Source organism: Streptomyces sp. NPDC104381 (assembly GCF_055583745.1).
In genome coordinates, this window is sequence record NZ_JBVJNK010000003.1 from 734,526 (window position 1) to 752,183 (window position 17,658).

Consider the following 17,658-nt stretch of genomic DNA (forward strand, 5'->3'; position numbering starts at 1 on the left):
CCGGCCGTGTACCCGGGAGCGGGGCCGAAGAGGCAGTATCGGGTACGACTCGTGATGATCGTCCGCCCGGTGGCGGTCCGCGAACGGCCGAGGACAGAGGAGAAACGATGGTTCACGAACGGGCCGGTCAGCCGGCGCAGCCCGGAGACCTGGTGGACGTGGCGCGGCTGGTGACGGCCTATTACACCGTCCGTCCCGATCCGGCCGAGCCCAACCAGCGTGTGGCCTTCGGAACCTCGGGGCACCGCGGATCGGCGCTCGCGGCGGCGTTCAACGAGGACCACATCGCCGCCACCACCCAGGCCATCTGCGACTACCGGGAGCGGCAGGGCACCGACGGGCCGGTGTTCCTCGGGGCCGACACCCACGCACTGTCCGAACCCGCCCGGATCACGGCCGTGGAGGTGCTCGCCGCCAACGGCGCCACCGTCCTGATCGACAGCGACGACGGCTACACCCCCACCCCCGCCGTCTCGCACGCGATCCTGACGTACAACCGGGACCGTACGGGCGGCCTCGCCGACGGCATCGTCGTCACGCCCTCGCACAACCCGCCCGCCGACGGGGGGTTCAAGTACAACCCCCCGCACGGCGGGCCGGCCGGTTCGGACGCCACCTCCTGGATCCAGGACCGGGCGAACGCCATCATCGAGGGAGGGCTGAAGGAGGTCCGCCGGATCCCCTACGCCCGGGCCCTCGCCGCCGACACCACCGGACGCCACGACTTCCTGACCGGTTACGTCGACGACCTCCCGGCCGTCCTCGACCTCGACGCCGTACGCGACGCGGGGATCCGGATCGGCGCCGACCCCCTCGGCGGAGCCTCGGTCGCGTACTGGGGGCGGATCGCCGAGCGCCACCGGCTCGATCTCACCGTGGTCAACCCGCTCGCCGATCCCACCTGGCGTTTCATGACGCTGGACTGGGACGGGAAGATCCGGATGGACTGCTCCTCGCCGCACGCCATGGCCTCGCTCATCGAGCGGCGGGACGCGTACACCGTCGCCACCGGCAACGACGCGGACGCCGACCGGCACGGCATCGTCACGCCGGACGGCGGGCTGATGAACCCGAACCACTATCTGGCCGTGGCCATCCGCTATCTCTTCTCGCACCGCGAGAACTGGCCGGCCGGCACCGGCATCGGCAAGACCCTCGTCTCCTCCTCGATGATCGACCGGGTCGCCGCGGACCTCGGGCGGCACCTGGTCGAGGTCCCGGTGGGCTTCAAGTGGTTCGTCGACGGGCTGTTCGGCGGCACCCTCGGATTCGGCGGTGAGGAGTCCGCCGGAGCGTCGTTCCTGCGCCGCGACGGCCGGGTGTGGACCACCGACAAGGACGGCATCCTGCTCGCCCTGCTCGCGTCCGAGATCACGGCCGTCACCGGCTCCACGCCCTCCCAGCACTACGGCGAACTCACCGCCCGGTTCGGCGACCCGGCCTACGCCCGGATCGATGCCCCCGCGAGCCGTGAGCAGAAGGCGGTGCTGGCCCGGCTCTCCCCGGAGCAGGTCACCGCGGACACGCTCGCCGGGGAACCGATCACCGCCGTGCTCACCGAGGCCCCCGGCAACGGCGCGGCCATCGGCGGGCTCAAGGTCTGCACCGACAGCGCGTGGTTCGCGGCCCGCCCGTCCGGCACGGAGGACGTCTACAAGGTGTACGCGGAGAGCTTCCAGGGGGCCGAGCACCTGGCCAGGGTCCAGGACGAGGCCCGCGCCCTGGTCTCCGACGCACTGGGCGCCACGGGCTGACCGTCCGGGCGGGCGGGCCCGGCCACCGGGCGCGCTCGCCCGTCGACAGGGGGTACCGCGCGGTCACGCGTCGGGAACGGTCTGCTGGATCTGGCGGAGGAAGGCCGCGTTGTCGGGGGTCCTGCGGATCTTCTCCAGCAGCGCTTCGAGCGTGGCCTGGGCGTCCCTCGACCGCAGAGCGCGCCGCAGCCCCCGTACGGCGGCCAGTTCACCCGCGGGCAGGAGGAGTTCCTCGCGGCGGGTGCCCGAGGGCGTGATGTCGACCGCGGGGAAGACCCGCCGGTCCGCCGACGCCCGGTCGAGACGGAGCTCCATGTTGCCGGTGCTCTTGAGCTCCTCGAAGAAGTAGTCGTCGGCGCGGGAGCCGGTGTCCACCAGCACCGTCGCCAGGATGGTGAGCGAACCGCCCTCCTCGGCGAGCCGTGCCGCTCCGAACAGCTTCTTGGGTCCGGTGAGGGCCGCCGCGTCCACGCCGCCGCTGAGCGTGCGGCCGCCGGCGCCGGCGGCGTTGTTGTGCGCGCGGCACAGCCGGGTCAGGGAGTCGAGGAGGATCACGACGTCCTGACCCTGCTCGACCAGCCGCTTGGCGCGTTCCACGGCGAGACCGGCGAGCGCGATGTGCTCCTTGGCGGGCCGGTCGAAGGTGGAGGCGTACACCTCGCCGCGCACGGAACGGCGCATGTCCGTGACTTCTTCGGGGCGTTCGTCCAGGAGGACCACCATCAGGTGGCACTCGGGGTGGTTGACGGCGACCGACGCCGCGATCTGCTGCAGCAGCACGGTCTTGCCGGTCTTCGGCGGCGCGACGATCAGGCCGCGCTGCCCCTTGCCGACGGGCGAGACGAGGTCGATGATCCGGGGCGCCGGGCCCCCGTCCGGCCGCTCCAGGCGGAGCCGCTCCCGGGGGTGGAGCGGGGTGAGGTCACGGAAGTGCGGACGGCCCCGGAGCTCGTGCGGCGCACGGCCGTTGACGGAGTCGACGGCGGACAGGGCACGGGGACGCTCGCACGTCCCCTCGACGACATCGCCCTTACGCAGGGCGTACCGCCGGATGAGTGCGGGCGACACCTGGACGTCGCGGGGAGAGGGGTGGCCGCCGTCGGTGCGCAGGACCCCGTGTCCGTTGTCCGTGGTGTCGAGGACACCGACGGCGCGGGTGACGGGGCGGCTCTGCGGGATCACGGGGCGTTCGAGTGTGCTGGTCATGGAGGGGTCCTTTCGCGGACATGGCGAACGAGAGGTCCGGCGAAGGCAAGGCGGCGGAATCACGCCTCGTACGACGGGCACGAGAGGCCCGGACCGGACGGAAGAGATGGTGCGAGACGCTGGATCGCCGGTCACGGAATGACGGGCGCAACAGCGGATGAGAAGCACCGGCGCCCTGACCGGGCGTCCACGAGTGCTGATCGCAACGTACCACGCGGGGCAGGAGCGGGGGAAGACCTGGCCCGGCCGCCCCCGGCCCGAACCGGTCTTCACGCCGGAGCCGACAGCCGATGGCGGACCAACTGCCGCCCGGTGCCGGCCCCGGTGCGGGGGAATCCGGGGTGCGACCGCATGGCGCCCCTTGGGAGCAGCGGCACGGCCACGATCCGTGCGCGAGGCGGCCCTTGTCAGCCCCGGCGTGTGGTGAGGGAGTCGGCCTGGGCGGCCAGGTCCGGGTGGGCGCCGGCGAGGTGGTCCCGGACGGCGGCCAGGGGGGCGATGAGGTCGGCGGGGTCGTCGTGGGCGAGGGCCGCGTGGAGTTCGCCGACCGGGAGACGGGCGGCCGGGGGAAGGTCGGTGAGTGCGGTGATCCGACCGGCGAGACGGCGCAGGTCGGCCGCATGGCGGCGGGCCCAGCGGGCGGTGGTGCGGTCGGCGGCGCGCGCCTGTCGGGTGGCCGTCACTCGCTCCCCGCCGGTGCTTCCGTCCGGGCCGGGGCGACCGCGCAGGTAGCGGCGCTAGGCGGCCCGGCCCCGCGACGAGGACCTCTCCCGTGCGCCACCGGTCAGGTGCCGAGGGCGTGTCCGGTCGTCGAGTCGACGTGCTCCGGGATCTCGTCGTGACGATCTCCCACCGTGGGTGTCCCGGTGGGCTCGAACATGAGGATCGCGGCGCCGGAGGGAGCGTACGGCTTGTGCTCCGTGCCCCGGGGGACGGTGAAGACCGTCCCCCGGGGGAGCAGGACCGTGCGCTCCCCGTCGGGCTCCCGCAAGGAGATGTGCAGCTCTCCGTCGAGCACCAGGAAGAACTCGTCGGTGTCGTCGTGGACGTGCCAGAGGTGCTCGCCCTCGACCTTGGCGATGCGGACGTCGTAGTCGTTGACGCGCGTGACGATGCGGGGGCTCCACAAGGCGTCGAATGAGGCCAGAGCCTTGCTGAGGGGGATGGGTTCGCTGCTCATGGGTTCATCCTGAGCCGTTTCGCACGGCCGCCGTGAGTGCTAGGAATTGCACATGGCGAAAGAATCCTCGCAGGCGGCTCCTGCTGCGGGCGTCCACCGGGTCGTCGTGGTCGTCGACGAGAACTCGAACCCGTTCGAGCTCGGGTGCGCGACCGAGATCTTCGGTCTGCGTCGCCCTGAGATCGGCCGTGATCTCTACGACTTCGCGCTCTGCTCCTCGGAGCCGCGCACCCTGATGCGGGACGGATTCTTCACGCTCACGGGAGTCGCCGGCCTGGAGGCGGCCGACGCGGCGGACACCTTGATCGTCCCCAACCGCCCGGACGTCGAGGTGCCCCGCCGTTCCGCCGTGCTCGATGCCGTCCGCCGGGCACACGCCCGCGGTGCGCGCCTGGTCGGCTTCTGCAGCGGCGCCTTCACACTGGCCGAGGCCGGAGTCCTCGACGGGCGCCGGGCCACCGCACACTGGCAGTGGGCGGACACCTTCCGGGCCCGCTTCCCCTCGGTCCGGCTCGAGGAGGACGTGCTGTTCGTGGACGACGGGGACATCCTCACCGCGGCGGGGAGTGCGGCCGCACTCGACCTCGGGCTGCATATGGTCCGCCGCGACCACGGCGCGGAGGTCGCCAACTCCGTGAGCCGGCGGCTGGTCTTCGCGGCGCATCGGGACGGTGGGCAGCGGCAGTTCGTGGAGCGTCCCATGCCCGACCTGCCGGACGAGTCCTTGGCGCCGGTCCTGGCCTGGGCCCAGGAGCGGCTGGACTCACCGCTCACCGTGTCCGGCCTCGCGACGCGTGCGGCGGTCAGTCCGGCGACACTGCACCGCCGCTTCCGGGCGCAACTGGGTACGACGCCGCTGGCGTGGCTGACGGGGGAACGGCTGGCCCTGGCGTGCCGGCTGATCGAGCGCGGCGAGTCCCGGTTCGAGGTGGTCGCGCGACGCAGCGGGCTCGGCACCGCTGCCAATCTGCGCACACTGATGCGGCGCGCGACCGGCATCACACCTTCGGCGTACAAGCGCCGGTTCGGGCCGGAGTCGAACTGACGGCGGGTTCCCCGACTCGTTCTCCGGACCCGCCCTCCGTCGCGGACATCGCCCCGGGCGCGGCCGTCCCCCGCGCCCTCAGCCGTCCCCGCGGAACGCTCGCAGGATCTCTCCGGCGGCCAGCGTGGCCGTCAGCTCGCCGTCGCGGACGCGCTGTTCGAGCTCCGGGGTGAGCGTACGCACCGCGGGGTGGCCGCGCAGGCTGTCCAGCAGTTCGTCCCGGACCATCGCCCAGGTCCAGTCCACCTGCTGGTCACGGCGTTTGGCCGCCAGCCTTCCGGTGGACTCCAGGAGCGTACGGTGCTGCTCCAGCCGTTCCCACAGGGCGTCCAGGCCGGTCGATTCCCTCGCGCTGCAGGTCAGCACCGGGGGCGTCCAGGCCGCGTCCGCGGGGTGCATCAGCCGCAGCGCGCCCGCCAGTTCGCGCGCCGCGGAGCGCGCGTCCCGCTCATGGGGGCCGTCGGCCTTGTTGACCGCGATGGCGTCGGCCAGCTCCAGGACGCCCTTCTTGATGCCCTGCAGCTGATCGCCGGTACGCGCCAGGGTGAGCAGCAGGAAGGTGTCGACCATGTTGGCGACCGCCGTCTCCGACTGCCCGACGCCGACGGTCTCCACCAGCACCACGTCGTAGCCGGCGGCCTCCATCACCACGATCGACTCGCGGGTCGCCTTGGCCACCCCGCCCAGGGTCCCCGCGGTGGGGGAGGGGCGTACGAACGCCCGCGCGTCCACCGCCAGCCGCTCCATCCGGGTCTTGTCACCCAGGATGGAACCGCCCGTACGGCTGGACGACGGGTCCACGGCCAGCACGGCGACTCGGTGCCCCAGCCCCGTCAGCAGCGTGCCGAGCGCGTCGATGAACGTGGACTTGCCCACGCCCGGCACCCCGCTGATCCCGATGCGCCTGGCCCGCCCCGAGTGGGGCAGCAGCTCGGTCAGCAACCGCTGTGCCAGCACCCGGTGATCGGGGCGGACCGACTCCACGAGGGTGATCGCGCGTGCCACGAACGCGCGCTTCCCGTCGAGCACGCCCTTGACGTACGCGTCGATGTCGATGTTGCTCCTCGCCGCCATCCGTCAACGGCTCACAGCTCGTGGCCGAGCGCGGCACCGAGCCGCGTGACCAGGTCGTGCGCGGCGTCCGGGATCACGGTGCCGGGCGGGAAGACCGCCGTGGCCCCCGCCTCGTGGAGCGCCTCGATGTCCTGCGGCGGGATCACCCCGCCGACCACGATCATGATGTCCTCCCGGCCCTCGGCGGCCAGCTCCTCACGCAGCGCGGGCACCAGCGTGAGGTGGCCGGCGGCGAGGGAGGAGACGCCCACGATGTGCACGTCCGCCTCGACCGCCTGCCGGGCGACCTCGCCCGGCGTCTGGAACAGCGGGCCGACGTCGACGTCGAAGCCCAGGTCGGCGAAGGCCGTGGCGATCACCTTCTGGCCGCGGTCGTGGCCGTCCTGGCCCATCTTGGCGACGAGAATGCGCGGACGCCGCCCCTCCGCCTCCTCGAAGTCGTCGACCAGGCTGCGGGTGCGGTCCACGGACGGGGACTCTCCTGCCTCTTTGCGGTACACCCCGGAGATCGTACGGATCTGGCCCGCGTGCCGGCCGTACACCTTCTCCAGCGCGTCCGAGATCTCGCCGACCGTGGCCATGGCCCGGGCGGCGTCCACGGCCAGCGCCAGCAGATTGCCCTCCAGGCCCGGCCCGGGATCCCGCTCCGCCGCCGACGTCAGGGCGCGCAGCGCGTCCTGGCAGGCCGCCTCGTCGCGCTCCTCGCGCAGCCGGCGCAGCTTCTCGATCTGCTGGGTGCGCACCGAGGAGTTGTCGACCTTGAGCACGTCGATCGTCTCGTCGGTCTCCACCCGGTACTTGTTCACGCCGATGACGGGCTGGCGGCCCGCGTCGATGCGCGCCTGCGTACGGGCCGCGGCCTCCTCGATGCGGAGCTTCGGGATGCCCGCGTCGATGGCCTTGGCCATGCCGCCGGCCGCCTCGACCTCCTCGATGTGCTGCCAGGCACGCCGCGCCAGGTCGTGGGTCAGCTTCTCGACGTACGCGCTGCCGCCCCACGGGTCGATGACCCGGCAGGTACCGGACTCCTGCTGGAGCAGCAGCTGGGTGTTACGGGCGATCCGAGCCGAGAAGTCCGTCGGGAGCGCGAGGGCTTCGTCGAGGGCGTTGGTGTGCAGCGACTGGGTGTGCCCCTGCGTCGCCGCCATCGCCTCGACACAGGTGCGTGTCACGTTGTTGAACACGTCCTGGGCGGTCAGGGACCAGCCGGACGTCTGCGAATGGGTGCGCAGCGAAAGCGACTTGGCGTTCTTCGGCCCGAACTCCTTGACCAGCTTCGCCCACAGCAGCCGGGCCGCCCGCAGCTTGGCGATCTCCATGAAGAAGTTCATGCCGATCGCCCAGAAGAACGACAGCCGGGGGGCGAACGCGTCCACGTCCAGGCCCGCCGCCTGTCCGGCCCGCAGATACTCCACCCCGTCGGCCAGGGTGTACGCGAGCTCCAGATCGGCCGTGGCTCCGGCCTCCTGGATGTGGTAGCCGGAGATCGAGATCGAGTTGTAGCGGGGCATCTTCTGTGAGGTGAACGCGAAGATGTCGGAGATGATCCGCATCGAGGGGGCGGGCGGATAGATGTAGGTGTTGCGGACCATGAACTCCTTGAGGATGTCGTTCTGGATGGTCCCGGCCAGCTTCTCGGGGGCGACCCCCTGCTCCTCCGCGGCCACGATGTACAGGGCGAGGACGGGCAGCACCGCGCCGTTCATCGTCATCGACACCGACATCTTGTCCAGCGGGATGCCGTCGAAGAGCTGACGCATGTCGTAGATCGAGTCGATCGCCACGCCCGCCATGCCGACGTCACCCGTCACCCGGGGGTGGTCGCTGTCGTAGCCGCGGTGGGTGGGCAGGTCGAACGCGATGGACAGGCCCTTCTGGCCCGCCGCGAGGTTGCGCCGGTAGAAGGCGTTGGACTCCTCGGCCGTGGAGAACCCGGCGTACTGACGGATCGTCCAGGGCTGGTTGACGTACATCGTCGGGTACGGACCACGCAGATACGGCGCGATGCCCGGCCGGGTGTCGAGGAAGTCGAGCCCCTCCAGGTCACGCCCGGTGTACAGCGGCTTGACCTCGATGCCCTCCGGCGTCTCCCAGAGCAGCTCCTCCTCGGAGCGGCCGGCGGACTCCTTCACCGCGGCGTGCCACTGGTCCTCGGAGACCGACGCCGGCGCGCCGCCGCTCAGTTCGACGTCGGAGAAGTCCGGTACGGGGCTCCCGGTGGACGCGGTCGTCTCGGGGGTCTGCATCAGGCCACTCCCATGCGGTCGAGTTCGGAGGAGAGGACGGCGACCACGTCGCAGCCGGCGAAGACATGGACGTCCGCCCCGGTGTACTCGCCCGGCCGTCCCGCGAGGAAGATCCGCTCGGCGCCCGCGTCCCTGAGCGCCGAGGCCACGGCGTCGGCCTGCTCGGCGTAGAGCGTGTCCGAGGAGCAGAGGCACGCGATCCGCGCCCCGCTCGCCGCGAAGGCCGCGGCGGCGGTCGACGCGTCCACGGAGACCGGGTCCTGGACGGGCGCGATGCCCCCCGACAGGAACAGGTTGGCCGCGAACGAGGCCCGGGCCGTGTGCACCGCGGCCGGCCCCAGCGCGGCGAGGAACACCTTCGGCCGGGCACCCGTGGCCGCGAGGTGCGCGTCCGACCTCGTCCGCAGCGCCTCGAACGCCTCGTCGCGCCTGACCCGGGGCAGTCCGCCCCCTGACGGCGTGCCGGGTACGGGCTCGCGCTCCACCGACCGCTCGTCCAGGACCGGGAACTCGCTCACCCCGGTCACCGGCTCCTTGCGCCGCGCCAGGTCCCTGCTCCTGGCCGCCCAGGTCGCGGCGAGCCGTTCCCGGACCATGCCGGAGCCGAGCGCGGCCGCCTGACCGCCCGCCCGCTCCACCTCCTGGAAGAACGCCCAGGCGGCGGCGGCGAGTTCATCGGTCAGCCGCTCGACGTACCAGGAGCCGCCGGCGGGGTCGGTGACCCGGGCCAGATGCGACTCCTCCATCAGGATCGTCGAGGTGTTACGGGCGATCCGCCGGGCGAACGCGTCCGGCAGACCCAGTGCGTGATCGAACGGCAGTACGGTGACGGACTCGGCTCCGCCGACTCCCGCGCCCAGACACGCCAGCGTCGTCCGCAGCATGTTCACCCACGGGTCACGGCGCGTCATCATCACCGAAGAGGTCACGGCGTGCTGCCGCTGCGCCCCGGCGCCCGGAGCCCCGCAGGCCTCGGCGACCCGGGCCCACAGCCGGCGTGCGGCACGCAGCTTCGCGATCGTCAGGAACTGGTCGGCCGTCGCGGCGTAGCGGAACTCCAGCTGTGCGCACGCCTCCTCGACGGAGAGCCCCGCCGCCGTCAGCGCGCGCAGATAGGCGACACCGGTGGCCAGCGAGAGCCCCAGCTCCTCGGCGGCGGAGCCGCCCGCCTCGTGGTACGGCAGCGCGTCCACGGCCAGGGCACGCAGGCCGGGGTACTCGCGGGAGCAGAGCCGCGCCCAGTGGACGGCGGACTCCAGCTCCGGCTCCGTGCCCCCGCGCGCGGCCTGCCCGAGCGGGTCCACCCCGAGGCTGCCGCGCACGGACTCCTTCGCGACGCCCCGGGCCTCGTAGAGCCCGAGCAGCTCACGGACGGCGGGCGCGGGGTCGGAGCCCGCGTCGAGCACCACGGGCGCCAGGTCGAGGTAGACGCCCTCCAGCGCCCGGGCGAGGCCGGGGACCGGGACGCCGCCGGGCCCGCCGACGGCCAGCCAGAGCGAGGTGACGCCGTTCTCCAGATCGCCGAGCACGGCCTCGTTGAGGCGCATCGGATCCGTGAGCGCGTGACGCTGGCGTACGTCCCAGCCGTCCGTGGTGTTCCCCGTGGCCCTGCTGCCCCGGGTGAAGGGCGCGAAGCCGGGCAGGCCGGGGTCCGCGGACGTGTCGGCGGAGGTGTACAGAGGGCGGACTGTGAGCCCGTCCCCGAGTGCGGTGGACAGCGCTTCCTCGGCGGCCGGCCCCGTGACTTCCTTGCCCGACCTGCGCAGTACGCCTTCGACAAGGCTCTGCCACTGGTCGTGGGAAGGGTCGGGGAACTCGGCGGCCAGGGAAAACCCGTCAGCAGGCTGGACCGTCATGCTCAGATGCTAGGTCAGCGCTCTGACGAGCAGCAGGGCCACCAGCTGTGACCTTGCACTCTCCGAAATGTGCCGGATGCGCTGGGTGGACCTGCCTTGTCCGTGGATCATGACCGGGGACGGGACCCGACACCGTGACACCGTCCGGCGCCGGGCCCCCGGCTCAGGCGCCGACGTAGGCCGCCAGGTGTTCCCCGGTCAGCGTGGAGCGCTCGGCCACGAGATCGGCCGGGGTGCCCTCGAAGACGATCCGGCCCCCGTCGTGGCCCGCCCCGGGCCCCAGGTCGATGATCCAGTCCGCGTGCGCCATGACGGCCTGGTGGTGCTCGACGACGATCACCGACTTGCCGGAGTCCACGAGCCGGTCGAGCAGGCCCAGCAACTGCCGGACATCGGCGAGATGGAGACCGGCGGTCGGTTCGTCGAGGACGTAGACCCCGCCCTTCTCCGCCATGTGGGTGGCCAGCTTGAGCCGCTGCCGCTCGCCGCCGGACAGGGTGGTGAGCGGCTGGCCCAGGCGGAGGTAGCCGAGCCCCACGTCGGCGAGGCGGCCGAGGACGCGGTGCGCCGCCGGCGTACGCGCCTCGCCGGCACCGAAGAACTCCTCGGCCTCGGCCACCGACATCGCGAGCACCTCGCTGATGTCACGGCCGCCCAGGTGGTATTCGAGCACGGACGAGTCGAACCGCTTCCCCTCGCAGTCCTCACAGGTCGTCGAGGTGCCGGCCATCATCCCCAGGTCGGTGAAGATGACGCCCGCACCGTTGCACGTGGGGCACGCCCCCTCGGAATTGGCGCTGAACAGCGCCGGCTTCACCCCGTTGGCCTTGGCGAACGCCTTGCGGATCGGATCGAGCAGTCCGGTGTACGTCGCCGGGTTGCTGCGCCGCGAGCCCTTGATCGGGCTCTGGTCGACCGACACGACGTTCTCTCCGGCCGGGACCGACCCGTGCACGAGCGAGCTCTTGCCGGAACCGGCGACTCCGGTGACGACGGTCAGCACCCCGAGCGGGATGTCCACGTCGACGTCCCGCAGGTTGTGGGCCGACGCCCCGCGGATCTCCAGCGCGCCGGTGGGCTTGCGCACCGACTCCTTGAGGGTGGCCCGGTCGTCGAAGTGCCGCCCGGTGACGGTGTCGCCCGCCCGCAGCCCCTCGACGGTGCCCTCGAAGCAGACGGTGCCGCCCTCGGTGCCCGCCCCGGGCCCCAGATCGACGATGTGGTCCGCGATCGCGATCGTCTCCGGCTTGTGCTCCACGACGAGCACCGTGTTGCCCTTGTCCCGGAGCCGCAGCAGCAGGTTGTTCATCCGCTGGATGTCGTGCGGGTGGAGACCGATGGTGGGCTCGTCGAAGACATACGTGATGTCGGTGAGCGAGGATCCGAGGTGCCGGATCATCTTGACGCGCTGCGCCTCGCCGCCCGAGAGCGTCCCCGCCGGCCGGTCCAGCGAGAGATAGCCCAGGCCGATCTCCTCGAACGAGTCGAGGGTCTGCTGAAGCGCGGTGAGCAGCGGCGCCACCGAGGGCTCGTCGAGACCGCGTACCCACTCGGCCAGGTTGCGGATCTCCATCGCACAGGCGTCGGCGATGCTGATCCGCCCGATCTTCGAGGACCGGGCGCCCTCGCTGAGCCGGGTGCCGTCGCACTCGGGACAGGTGGTGAAGGTGACCGCACGTTCCACGAAGGCCCGGATGTGCGGCTGCATCGCCTCCTTGTCCTTGGACAGGAACGACTTCTGGATCTTGGGGATCAGCCCCTCGTAGGTGAGGTTGACGCCGTTGACCTTGACCTTCACCGGTTCCCCGTAGAGGAAGTCCCGCAGTTCCTTCTTGGTGTACTCGCGGATCGGCTTGTCCGGGTCGACGAAGCCCGACTGCGCGTAGACCTGCACGGTCCACTGGCTGTCGGACTTCCAGCCGGGGATGGTGAACGCGCCCTCGGCGAGCGACTTGGAGTCGTCGTAGAGCTGGGTGAGGTCGATGTCCGAGACCGAGCCGCGGCCCTCGCAGCGCGTGCACATCCCACCGGTGCGGTTGAAGGTCGCCTTGACCGTTCGCGTCTTCGCCGCTCCGCGCTCGACGGTGATACCGCCGCTCGCCCGGACCGAGGCGGTGTTGAACGAGTACGCACTGGGCGGGCCGATGTGCGGCTTGCCGAGACGGCTGAACAGGATGCGCAGCATCGCGTTGGCGTCCGTGGCGGTGCCGACCGTGGAACGGGGATCGGCACCCATCCGCTGCTGGTCGACGGTGATCGCGGTCGTCAGCCCTTCGAGGACGTCGACCTCGGGCCGTGCCAGCGTCGGCATGAAGCCCTGGACGAAGGTGCTGTAGGTCTCGTTGATCATCCGCTGCGACTCGGCGGCGATCGTGCTGAACACCAGCGAGCTCTTTCCCGAGCCGGAGACGCCGGTGAACACCGTCAGCCGCCGCTTCGGGATCTCGACGCTGACGTCCTTCAGGTTGTTCACGCGCGCGCCGTGCACGCGGATCAGGTCGTGGCTGTCGGAAGCATGCAGCGTGGGCGACTGCTTGTCCGTCCTCGTGGCCATGCTTGTGGTTTCTCCATCTGTCAGGCGGGCCGTCCGCGCCTTCGCCGTCGGCGTCACCGCGTGCCGCGGCGACGGTCGTTGTCTACCAGAGCGACGGTCCCGTCCGGGGCGGAATCAGCGCCGGGACCGGTCGGGGCGCGGCACGCCGGGGTCGGTCTCCATGCGCATCACGCTACGGGGCGCGGACGGCTCGGGCTTCTTGATTCCTGACCGGTCGTGGACGACCCGGCGACGCCACGTGGAGCGGCTCGGCGGGGCGGCGGTCCGCCGAGCCGGAAGCCGTGTCGCTTCTGCCATCTCTTTTCACAGTGCGTAACGGATTGTCCGAAGTTAAGCTGCTGTCGATCCAGAACCGCAAGGGAAGGGGCGCACCGTGGCCGTGGGACCCGTGGAGTACCTCGTCGTCACCTTTCCCGGCGGCCGTTTCGCCGACGCGATCGCACCCGTACTGGCCGACGCCGTCGCGTCCGAGGCGGTGCGCATCCTCGGTCTGGCCTTCGCCCGGAGAGCGGGCGGGACCCTCGAACACGTCGAGCTGCGGCAGCTGGACCCCCAGGGACTGGTGTCGTTCGAACCACCGGACGACCTGCCCCCCGGGCTGCCGCAGATCACCGGCCTCGATGTGCTGGAACACCTGCCCGAGGAGAGCTCTGCCGCGCTGATCGTGTGGGAGGACCTCTGGTCGGTGCCTCTCACCCGTGCGGTCCAGGAGGCGGGTGGCCGGCTCCTGGCCCACGAGCGCGTCCCGGCGGACGGCGGGGACGACGTCATCACCCTGCTCGAGAGGCTCGCCGACCTGAAGCAGCGCGGCGTTCTCAGCGACGCGGAGTTCGCGGCGCAGAAGGCAAGGATTCTCGCCGACTGATCCCCACGGGCGGCCTGTGCCCGGTACCTCACGTTCCCTTTGTCGATATTCGCACGCCGTGCGACGTTGATTCCGACCTGCAGTCTGTCGGGAAAGAGGCAGTTCATCGTGCAGACCGCCCGGGCCGTCCCCGCATCGACCGTCGTCAACCTGCGCGATCTGGGCGGTATCGCCCTGGGGCGCCACCTCCGCCTGCGACAGGGCATCCTCCTGCGCTCCGGCCAGCTCAGCGAGCTGGACACGGAACACGACATGGCGGTGGCCGCCCTCGGCATCCGCACCGTCGTCGACCTGCGTACGGCCGAGGAGCGCCGCTGGGCGCCGGACCGGCTGCCCACGGGCGCACGGCTCTTCGTCGCCGATGTCCTCGGAGACAATCCGGGCGTGTCGCCGGCGCGGCTCAAGGCGCTGCTGAGTGACCCGGACGGAGCAGCCCGTCTGCTCGGCGGCGGACGGGCGGAGGAACTGTTCGCCCAGACGTACCGGGCGATGGTCCTCTCCCCGGGCGCCGCGGCCGCCTACCGCGCCTTCCTGGACACCGCCGCGGATCCGCACGCCAGGCCGCTCCTCTTCCACTGCGCCACCGGCAAGGACAGGACGGGCTGGGCCACGGCACTGCTGCTGATGACGGCGGGCGCCTCACGTGAGGTCGTACGCGCCGAGTTCCTCGGGGTCAACCGAGCCGTGCGCGCCGCCTTCGGGCCCGCGCTGCGGCGCTTCCTCGACGAAGGCGGGGACCCGGACATCGCGTCCGCGGTCATCGAGGCACGGCCCCGGTATCTCGAAGCGGCCCTGGACGCGATGGACGAGCGCTGGGGCGGCCTCGACGGCTATCTGACCAAGGCGCTGCGCCTGCCCCCGGCGGTGGCCGACCGGCTGCGCGCCGACCTCGTCCTCCCGGCCTGACGGACCGCTCGGGACACGGGCCGGCCCGGTGCCGCGTCCAGGGACGTGGTACCGGGCCGGTGTGCGGTGGCGCGCCGCTCAGATCCTCAGCAGCTGTTCGCTGAGGTCGCGGTAGCGCTGGAGCGCGATCCGCAGTTCCTCCGTCTGTGCTTCGGTGTCCTGCTCCTGCCAGCTCGCTCGCAGGACGCGCCTGCGCTCCGCGAGGGCCTCGGTCAGGCCGGAGACGATCTCGTCGAACGTGCTGTCCGCCTCCTCGACCGCCCTGCGGGGGCTCTCGACGAAGTTGGTGACCGCTTGCTGCATGCGCAGCGACAGCGCGTCCTGGGCGCCGCGCGGGACCAGCGGCCCGTCGGTGCCGGGGGCTTCCTGGGGTACGGCCTGCCCGGTGGGAGGGGGCGCGGGGGCAGCAGTGCGCGGGGCGGGCGGGACGCTGAGATCACCGGGCCCCCCGGTCCTGGGTTCGCGGATCCCGCCGTCCCCGGAGGGCCGCTCAGGTGTCTGCCGGGGCTCCGCGCCGGTGAGGGGCTCGGTCGTGTGTCCGGTGGGGTGGGTCATGCCGCTGCACTCCCTTTCGTCTCGTGCCGGTCCGTCCGCTCGGTCCGCTCGGTTCGCTCCGCGCGGTCCGGCTCACCGGGTGCGTCCGCGAGAAGTACGTCGAAGAGCGCCCGGGATTCGATGAGGGCCTTCCGCATCTCCTCGGTGCCGCCCTGGCCGCGTACGGCCGTGTGCACCCTGCGATAGCCGTCGACCTGCTCGGCGTGGTGGACGGAGAGGGCTGCCGTCTGTTCCTCGAAGCTGTCACCGCCGGGGAAGCCCCGGTCCCGGGCCAGCTGCGCCAGGAGTGCGTCGGCCTCGACGACCGCGTCCCTGGGGGAGTCGATGAACTGCTCCTGCACCTCCGCCCAGCGGCGGGCGTACGCCTCACGGGCCTCCGGCCGCAGGGGCCGCTCGGTCAGGGAACCGTGGAGCTTCACCCGCTCGGACAGTTCGTGCTCGGCGGCCTTGGTGTCGCCGTTGTGACGGGCGACCGTCCGGTCGTACTCGGGTCCGAAGCGGCGGCGCAGACCCCGTCCGCCGGTCCTGCGGCCGAGGACGAGGAAGAGGGCGAGCGCGGCCACCAGGACGACGGCAACGATGATCACCACGGTCGTCATGGCCGACGCTCCCGTCGGCTCGCGGTCGGTGCCTCGTACTGTTTCACTCTCGTCAACCCCTTCCGGTTCGGGCCCGGTTCGGTATGTGGGCCGGGCTGTGCGCACCAGGCGTGTACCCCCTGGGCGCGGTTCATGCGGGCGTCTTCCCGGTAGCCTGGAACGCGCGGGCCCGGACGCCCCGGCCGAACACGGTGCCGTCCGGTACGAGTGGGGAGAGGGGCACGCGGTGACCGAGCGCAAACCCGCAGGGGTCAGCTTCGAGACATGGGTGGACCGGCAGATCCGCGAGGCCGAGGAGCGGGGCGCCTTCGCCGACCTGCCGGGTGCGGGCAAGCCGATCCCCGGCCTGGACAGGCCCTACGACGCGATGTGGTGGATCAAGGCGAAGATGGAGCGTGAGGGGCTGTCGGCGCTCCCACCCTCCCTGACGCTGCGCAAGGCCGCCGAGGACGCCCGGGAAGAGGCGGTCCACGCCCGGTCGGAGGCCGAGGCCCGGCGCGTGCTGACCGAGATCAACGTGAGGATCCGCGCGGCACTGGCCATGCCGCCGGAGGGCCCGCCGCTGAACCTCGCTCCGTTCGACGTCGACGCGGTGGTGGCGGAGTGGCACGCACGGCGGAGCGGGCGCTGAGCGCCGTGCGCGCCCGGCACCCGCGGTGCGTGATACTCGTTCCATGAGACCGAGGGCCAGGGACCGGCACGGCGGCGTCCGCATCAGGCGGGCCGTCGCACGGGACGCCAAGCGGCTCACCCGTCTGGTCACCCGGTCCCGCGCCTACGAAGGCCCGTACGCGCCCATGGTCGCGGGATACCGGATCGGCCCGGACTACATCGAGGCGCACGCCGTGCACGTGGCCGTGGACGACGACGGCCGGATCCTGGGCTTCTACGCGCTGGTCCTGTCCCCGCCGGAGCTCGACCTGATGTTCGTCGCCGACGACGCCCAGGGGCGTGGGATCGGGCGGCTCCTCGTCGGGCATCTGCGCGAGGAGGCCCGCCGGGCCGGTGCCGACGCCGTACGCGTGGTCGCGCACCCGCCGGCCGAGGGCTTCTACCGGAGTGTCGGAGCCGAACGCACCGGTACCGTCGCGGCCCGCCCGCCGGCCGTGATGTGGGACCGGCCCGAGCTGACGCTGACGGTCGACGGCGGCCCCTGAGCCGGGCGGCCCGGCACGGTCATCGACCGCCGCCGGGCCGCCCTTCCGCCCTAGGACCAGCCGCCGTACGGCCGGGTGATGAGCTCCATCCCGTGGCCGCTGGGATCGGGGAAGTACACCCCGCGTCCGCCGTCGTTGTGGTTGATCTCGCCGGGGTGCTTCTTGTGGGGGTCCGCGTAGTACGGGATGCCCTGCTCCTCGATGTGGCCGAAGGCGGTGTCGAACTCCGCCTCCGAGATGAGGAACGCGTAGTGCTGCACGGTGATCGATCCGGCGGGAACGGTCGCGAAGTCCAGCGTGACGCCGTTCGCGAGGACCACCGGGATGAACGGTCCCCACTCGGTTCCGACGGTGAGACCCAGGATGTGCGCCAGGAACTCCGCGGACTCGCGGTTGTCCCGGCTGTGAACGATGGTGTGATTCAACTCGACCGACACGGTGGAATGCCTCCAACAGGCATCTCACGGGCTACCTCCACGCCTCACCCGGACGGTGACCGACGCGCGATGCCGTACCTCGATCCTAGGTCAGTAGTCACAGGGCGTCGAGGCTCGGGCCCCGGCCTGCGGCGGAGCCCGGTGCACGTCCGTCGGTGTGTTGGATTCCCCCGCGGCTGCCACCATGGAGAGCATCGGCGGGTGCGCCGTCCGCGTCGCCCGGC

At 71.9% G+C, this 17,658-nt stretch carries 15 protein-coding genes and 1 pseudogene; 6 read left to right on the forward strand and 10 right to left on the reverse strand.

Features of this window, described 5'->3' with window-relative positions; genetic code table 11:
* Positions 1-107: 107 nt before the first annotated feature.
* Entirely contained in the window at positions 108-1,754 is a 1,647-nt protein-coding gene (gene pgm, locus ACZ607_RS12700; protein ID WP_469734594.1) for a phosphoglucomutase (alpha-D-glucose-1,6-bisphosphate-dependent), read from the forward strand.
* 63 nt (positions 1,755-1,817) lie between these two features.
* Here pgm and rho read toward each other — a convergent pair whose 3' ends face one another.
* The 3 genes and pseudogenes from rho to ACZ607_RS12715 form a co-directional block, all read right to left on the reverse strand.
* A complete protein-coding gene (gene rho / locus ACZ607_RS12705; RefSeq protein ID WP_469734596.1) occupies positions 1,818-2,960 on the reverse strand; it encodes a transcription termination factor Rho in 1,143 nt (380 codons plus the stop codon).
* A 407-nt stretch (positions 2,961-3,367) separates the two neighbouring features.
* A pseudogene (locus tag ACZ607_RS12710) lies at positions 3,368-3,697 on the reverse strand (type III effector protein); the annotation flags it as partial.
* Positions 3,698-3,744: 47 nt separating this feature from the next.
* Positions 3,745-4,140 (reverse strand): cupin domain-containing protein, encoded by a 396-nt coding sequence (locus ACZ607_RS12715; protein WP_469734598.1) that lies wholly within the window; start codon positions 4,138-4,140, stop codon positions 3,745-3,747.
* A 52-nt stretch (positions 4,141-4,192) separates the two neighbouring features.
* On the opposite strand from ACZ607_RS12715, the gene ACZ607_RS12720 reads away from it, so the two are divergent.
* Positions 4,193-5,185: a helix-turn-helix domain-containing protein gene (locus ACZ607_RS12720; RefSeq protein ID WP_469734600.1), complete on the forward strand. Its 993-nt coding sequence runs from the start codon at positions 4,193-4,195 to the stop codon at positions 5,183-5,185.
* A gap of 78 nt (positions 5,186-5,263) precedes the next feature.
* Here ACZ607_RS12720 and meaB read toward each other — a convergent pair whose 3' ends face one another.
* From meaB to ACZ607_RS12740, 4 genes are all read right to left on the reverse strand, one after another.
* A complete protein-coding gene (gene meaB, locus ACZ607_RS12725) occupies positions 5,264-6,259 on the reverse strand; it encodes a methylmalonyl Co-A mutase-associated GTPase MeaB (RefSeq protein ID WP_469734602.1) in 996 nt (331 codons plus the stop codon).
* An 11-nt stretch (positions 6,260-6,270) separates the two neighbouring features.
* Positions 6,271-8,505 carry a methylmalonyl-CoA mutase gene (gene scpA, locus ACZ607_RS12730; protein ID WP_469734604.1) on the reverse strand — a complete coding sequence of 745 codons (2,235 nt, stop codon included), beginning with the start codon at positions 8,503-8,505 and terminating at the stop codon, positions 6,271-6,273.
* Positions 8,505-10,361 (reverse strand): methylmalonyl-CoA mutase small subunit, encoded by a 1,857-nt coding sequence (gene mutA, locus ACZ607_RS12735; RefSeq protein WP_469734606.1) that lies wholly within the window; start codon positions 10,359-10,361, stop codon positions 8,505-8,507. Before mutA ends, scpA begins: the two co-directional genes overlap by 1 nt.
* A gap of 163 nt (positions 10,362-10,524) precedes the next feature.
* A complete protein-coding gene (locus ACZ607_RS12740) occupies positions 10,525-12,915 on the reverse strand; it encodes an ATP-binding cassette domain-containing protein (RefSeq protein WP_469734608.1) in 2,391 nt (796 codons plus the stop codon).
* Positions 12,916-13,288: 373 nt separating this feature from the next.
* Between ACZ607_RS12740 and ACZ607_RS12745 the strand changes: the two genes are divergently transcribed.
* Positions 13,289-13,780: an SHOCT domain-containing protein gene (locus ACZ607_RS12745; RefSeq protein WP_469734610.1), complete on the forward strand. Its 492-nt coding sequence runs from the start codon at positions 13,289-13,291 to the stop codon at positions 13,778-13,780.
* A 108-nt stretch (positions 13,781-13,888) separates the two neighbouring features.
* Entirely contained in the window at positions 13,889-14,686 is a 798-nt protein-coding gene (locus ACZ607_RS12750) for a tyrosine-protein phosphatase (RefSeq protein WP_469734612.1), read from the forward strand.
* Between the two features lie 78 nt (positions 14,687-14,764).
* Here the strand turns inward: ACZ607_RS12750 and ACZ607_RS12755 are convergent, their stop codons facing one another.
* Positions 14,765-15,241, reverse strand: coding sequence for a hypothetical protein (locus ACZ607_RS12755; protein WP_469734614.1), 477 nt, complete (start codon positions 15,239-15,241; stop codon positions 14,765-14,767).
* Positions 15,238-15,840, reverse strand: coding sequence for a hypothetical protein (locus ACZ607_RS12760; RefSeq protein ID WP_469734616.1), 603 nt, complete (start codon positions 15,838-15,840; stop codon positions 15,238-15,240). The genes ACZ607_RS12755 and ACZ607_RS12760 overlap by 4 nt, the downstream gene beginning before the upstream one ends.
* Before the next feature lie 226 nt (positions 15,841-16,066).
* On the opposite strand from ACZ607_RS12760, the gene ACZ607_RS12765 reads away from it, so the two are divergent.
* Both ACZ607_RS12765 and ACZ607_RS12770 read left to right on the forward strand, forming a co-directional pair.
* A complete protein-coding gene (locus ACZ607_RS12765) occupies positions 16,067-16,471 on the forward strand; it encodes a DnaJ family domain-containing protein (RefSeq protein WP_469734618.1) in 405 nt (134 codons plus the stop codon).
* 43 nt (positions 16,472-16,514) lie between these two features.
* Complete coding sequence (locus ACZ607_RS12770; protein ID WP_469734619.1) at positions 16,515-16,997, forward strand: GNAT family N-acetyltransferase; 483 nt, start codon at positions 16,515-16,517, stop codon at positions 16,995-16,997.
* 50 nt (positions 16,998-17,047) lie between these two features.
* On the opposite strand, the gene ACZ607_RS12775 is transcribed toward ACZ607_RS12770, so the two are convergent.
* Positions 17,048-17,434 (reverse strand): VOC family protein, encoded by a 387-nt coding sequence (locus ACZ607_RS12775; RefSeq protein WP_469734621.1) that lies wholly within the window; start codon positions 17,432-17,434, stop codon positions 17,048-17,050.
* Positions 17,435-17,658: the final 224 nt, after the last annotated feature.

Excerpts from the sequence above, each read along its gene's own strand:
- ACZ607_RS12760 (WP_469734616.1), bottom strand. The coding sequence starts at position 15,840 with ATGACGACCGTGGTGATCATCGTTGCCGTCGTCCTGGTGGCCGCGCTC.
- ACZ607_RS12715 (WP_469734598.1), bottom strand. The coding sequence starts at position 4,140 with ATGAGCAGCGAACCCATCCCCCTCAGCAAGGCTCTGGCCTCATTCGAC.
- mutA (WP_469734606.1), bottom strand. The coding sequence starts at position 10,361 with ATGACGGTCCAGCCTGCTGACGGGTTTTCCCTGGCCGCCGAGTTCCCC.
- meaB (WP_469734602.1), bottom strand. The coding sequence starts at position 6,259 with ATGGCGGCGAGGAGCAACATCGACATCGACGCGTACGTCAAGGGCGTG.
- ACZ607_RS12770 (WP_469734619.1), top strand. The coding sequence starts at position 16,515 with ATGAGACCGAGGGCCAGGGACCGGCACGGCGGCGTCCGCATCAGGCGG.
- scpA (WP_469734604.1), bottom strand. The coding sequence starts at position 8,505 with ATGCAGACCCCCGAGACGACCGCGTCCACCGGGAGCCCCGTACCGGAC.
- ACZ607_RS12740 (WP_469734608.1), bottom strand. The coding sequence starts at position 12,915 with ATGGCCACGAGGACGGACAAGCAGTCGCCCACGCTGCATGCTTCCGAC.
- pgm (WP_469734594.1), top strand. The coding sequence starts at position 108 with ATGGTTCACGAACGGGCCGGTCAGCCGGCGCAGCCCGGAGACCTGGTG.
- rho (WP_469734596.1), bottom strand. The coding sequence starts at position 2,960 with ATGACCAGCACACTCGAACGCCCCGTGATCCCGCAGAGCCGCCCCGTC.
- ACZ607_RS12755 (WP_469734614.1), bottom strand. The coding sequence starts at position 15,241 with ATGACCCACCCCACCGGACACACGACCGAGCCCCTCACCGGCGCGGAG.
- ACZ607_RS12720 (WP_469734600.1), top strand. The coding sequence starts at position 4,193 with ATGGCGAAAGAATCCTCGCAGGCGGCTCCTGCTGCGGGCGTCCACCGG.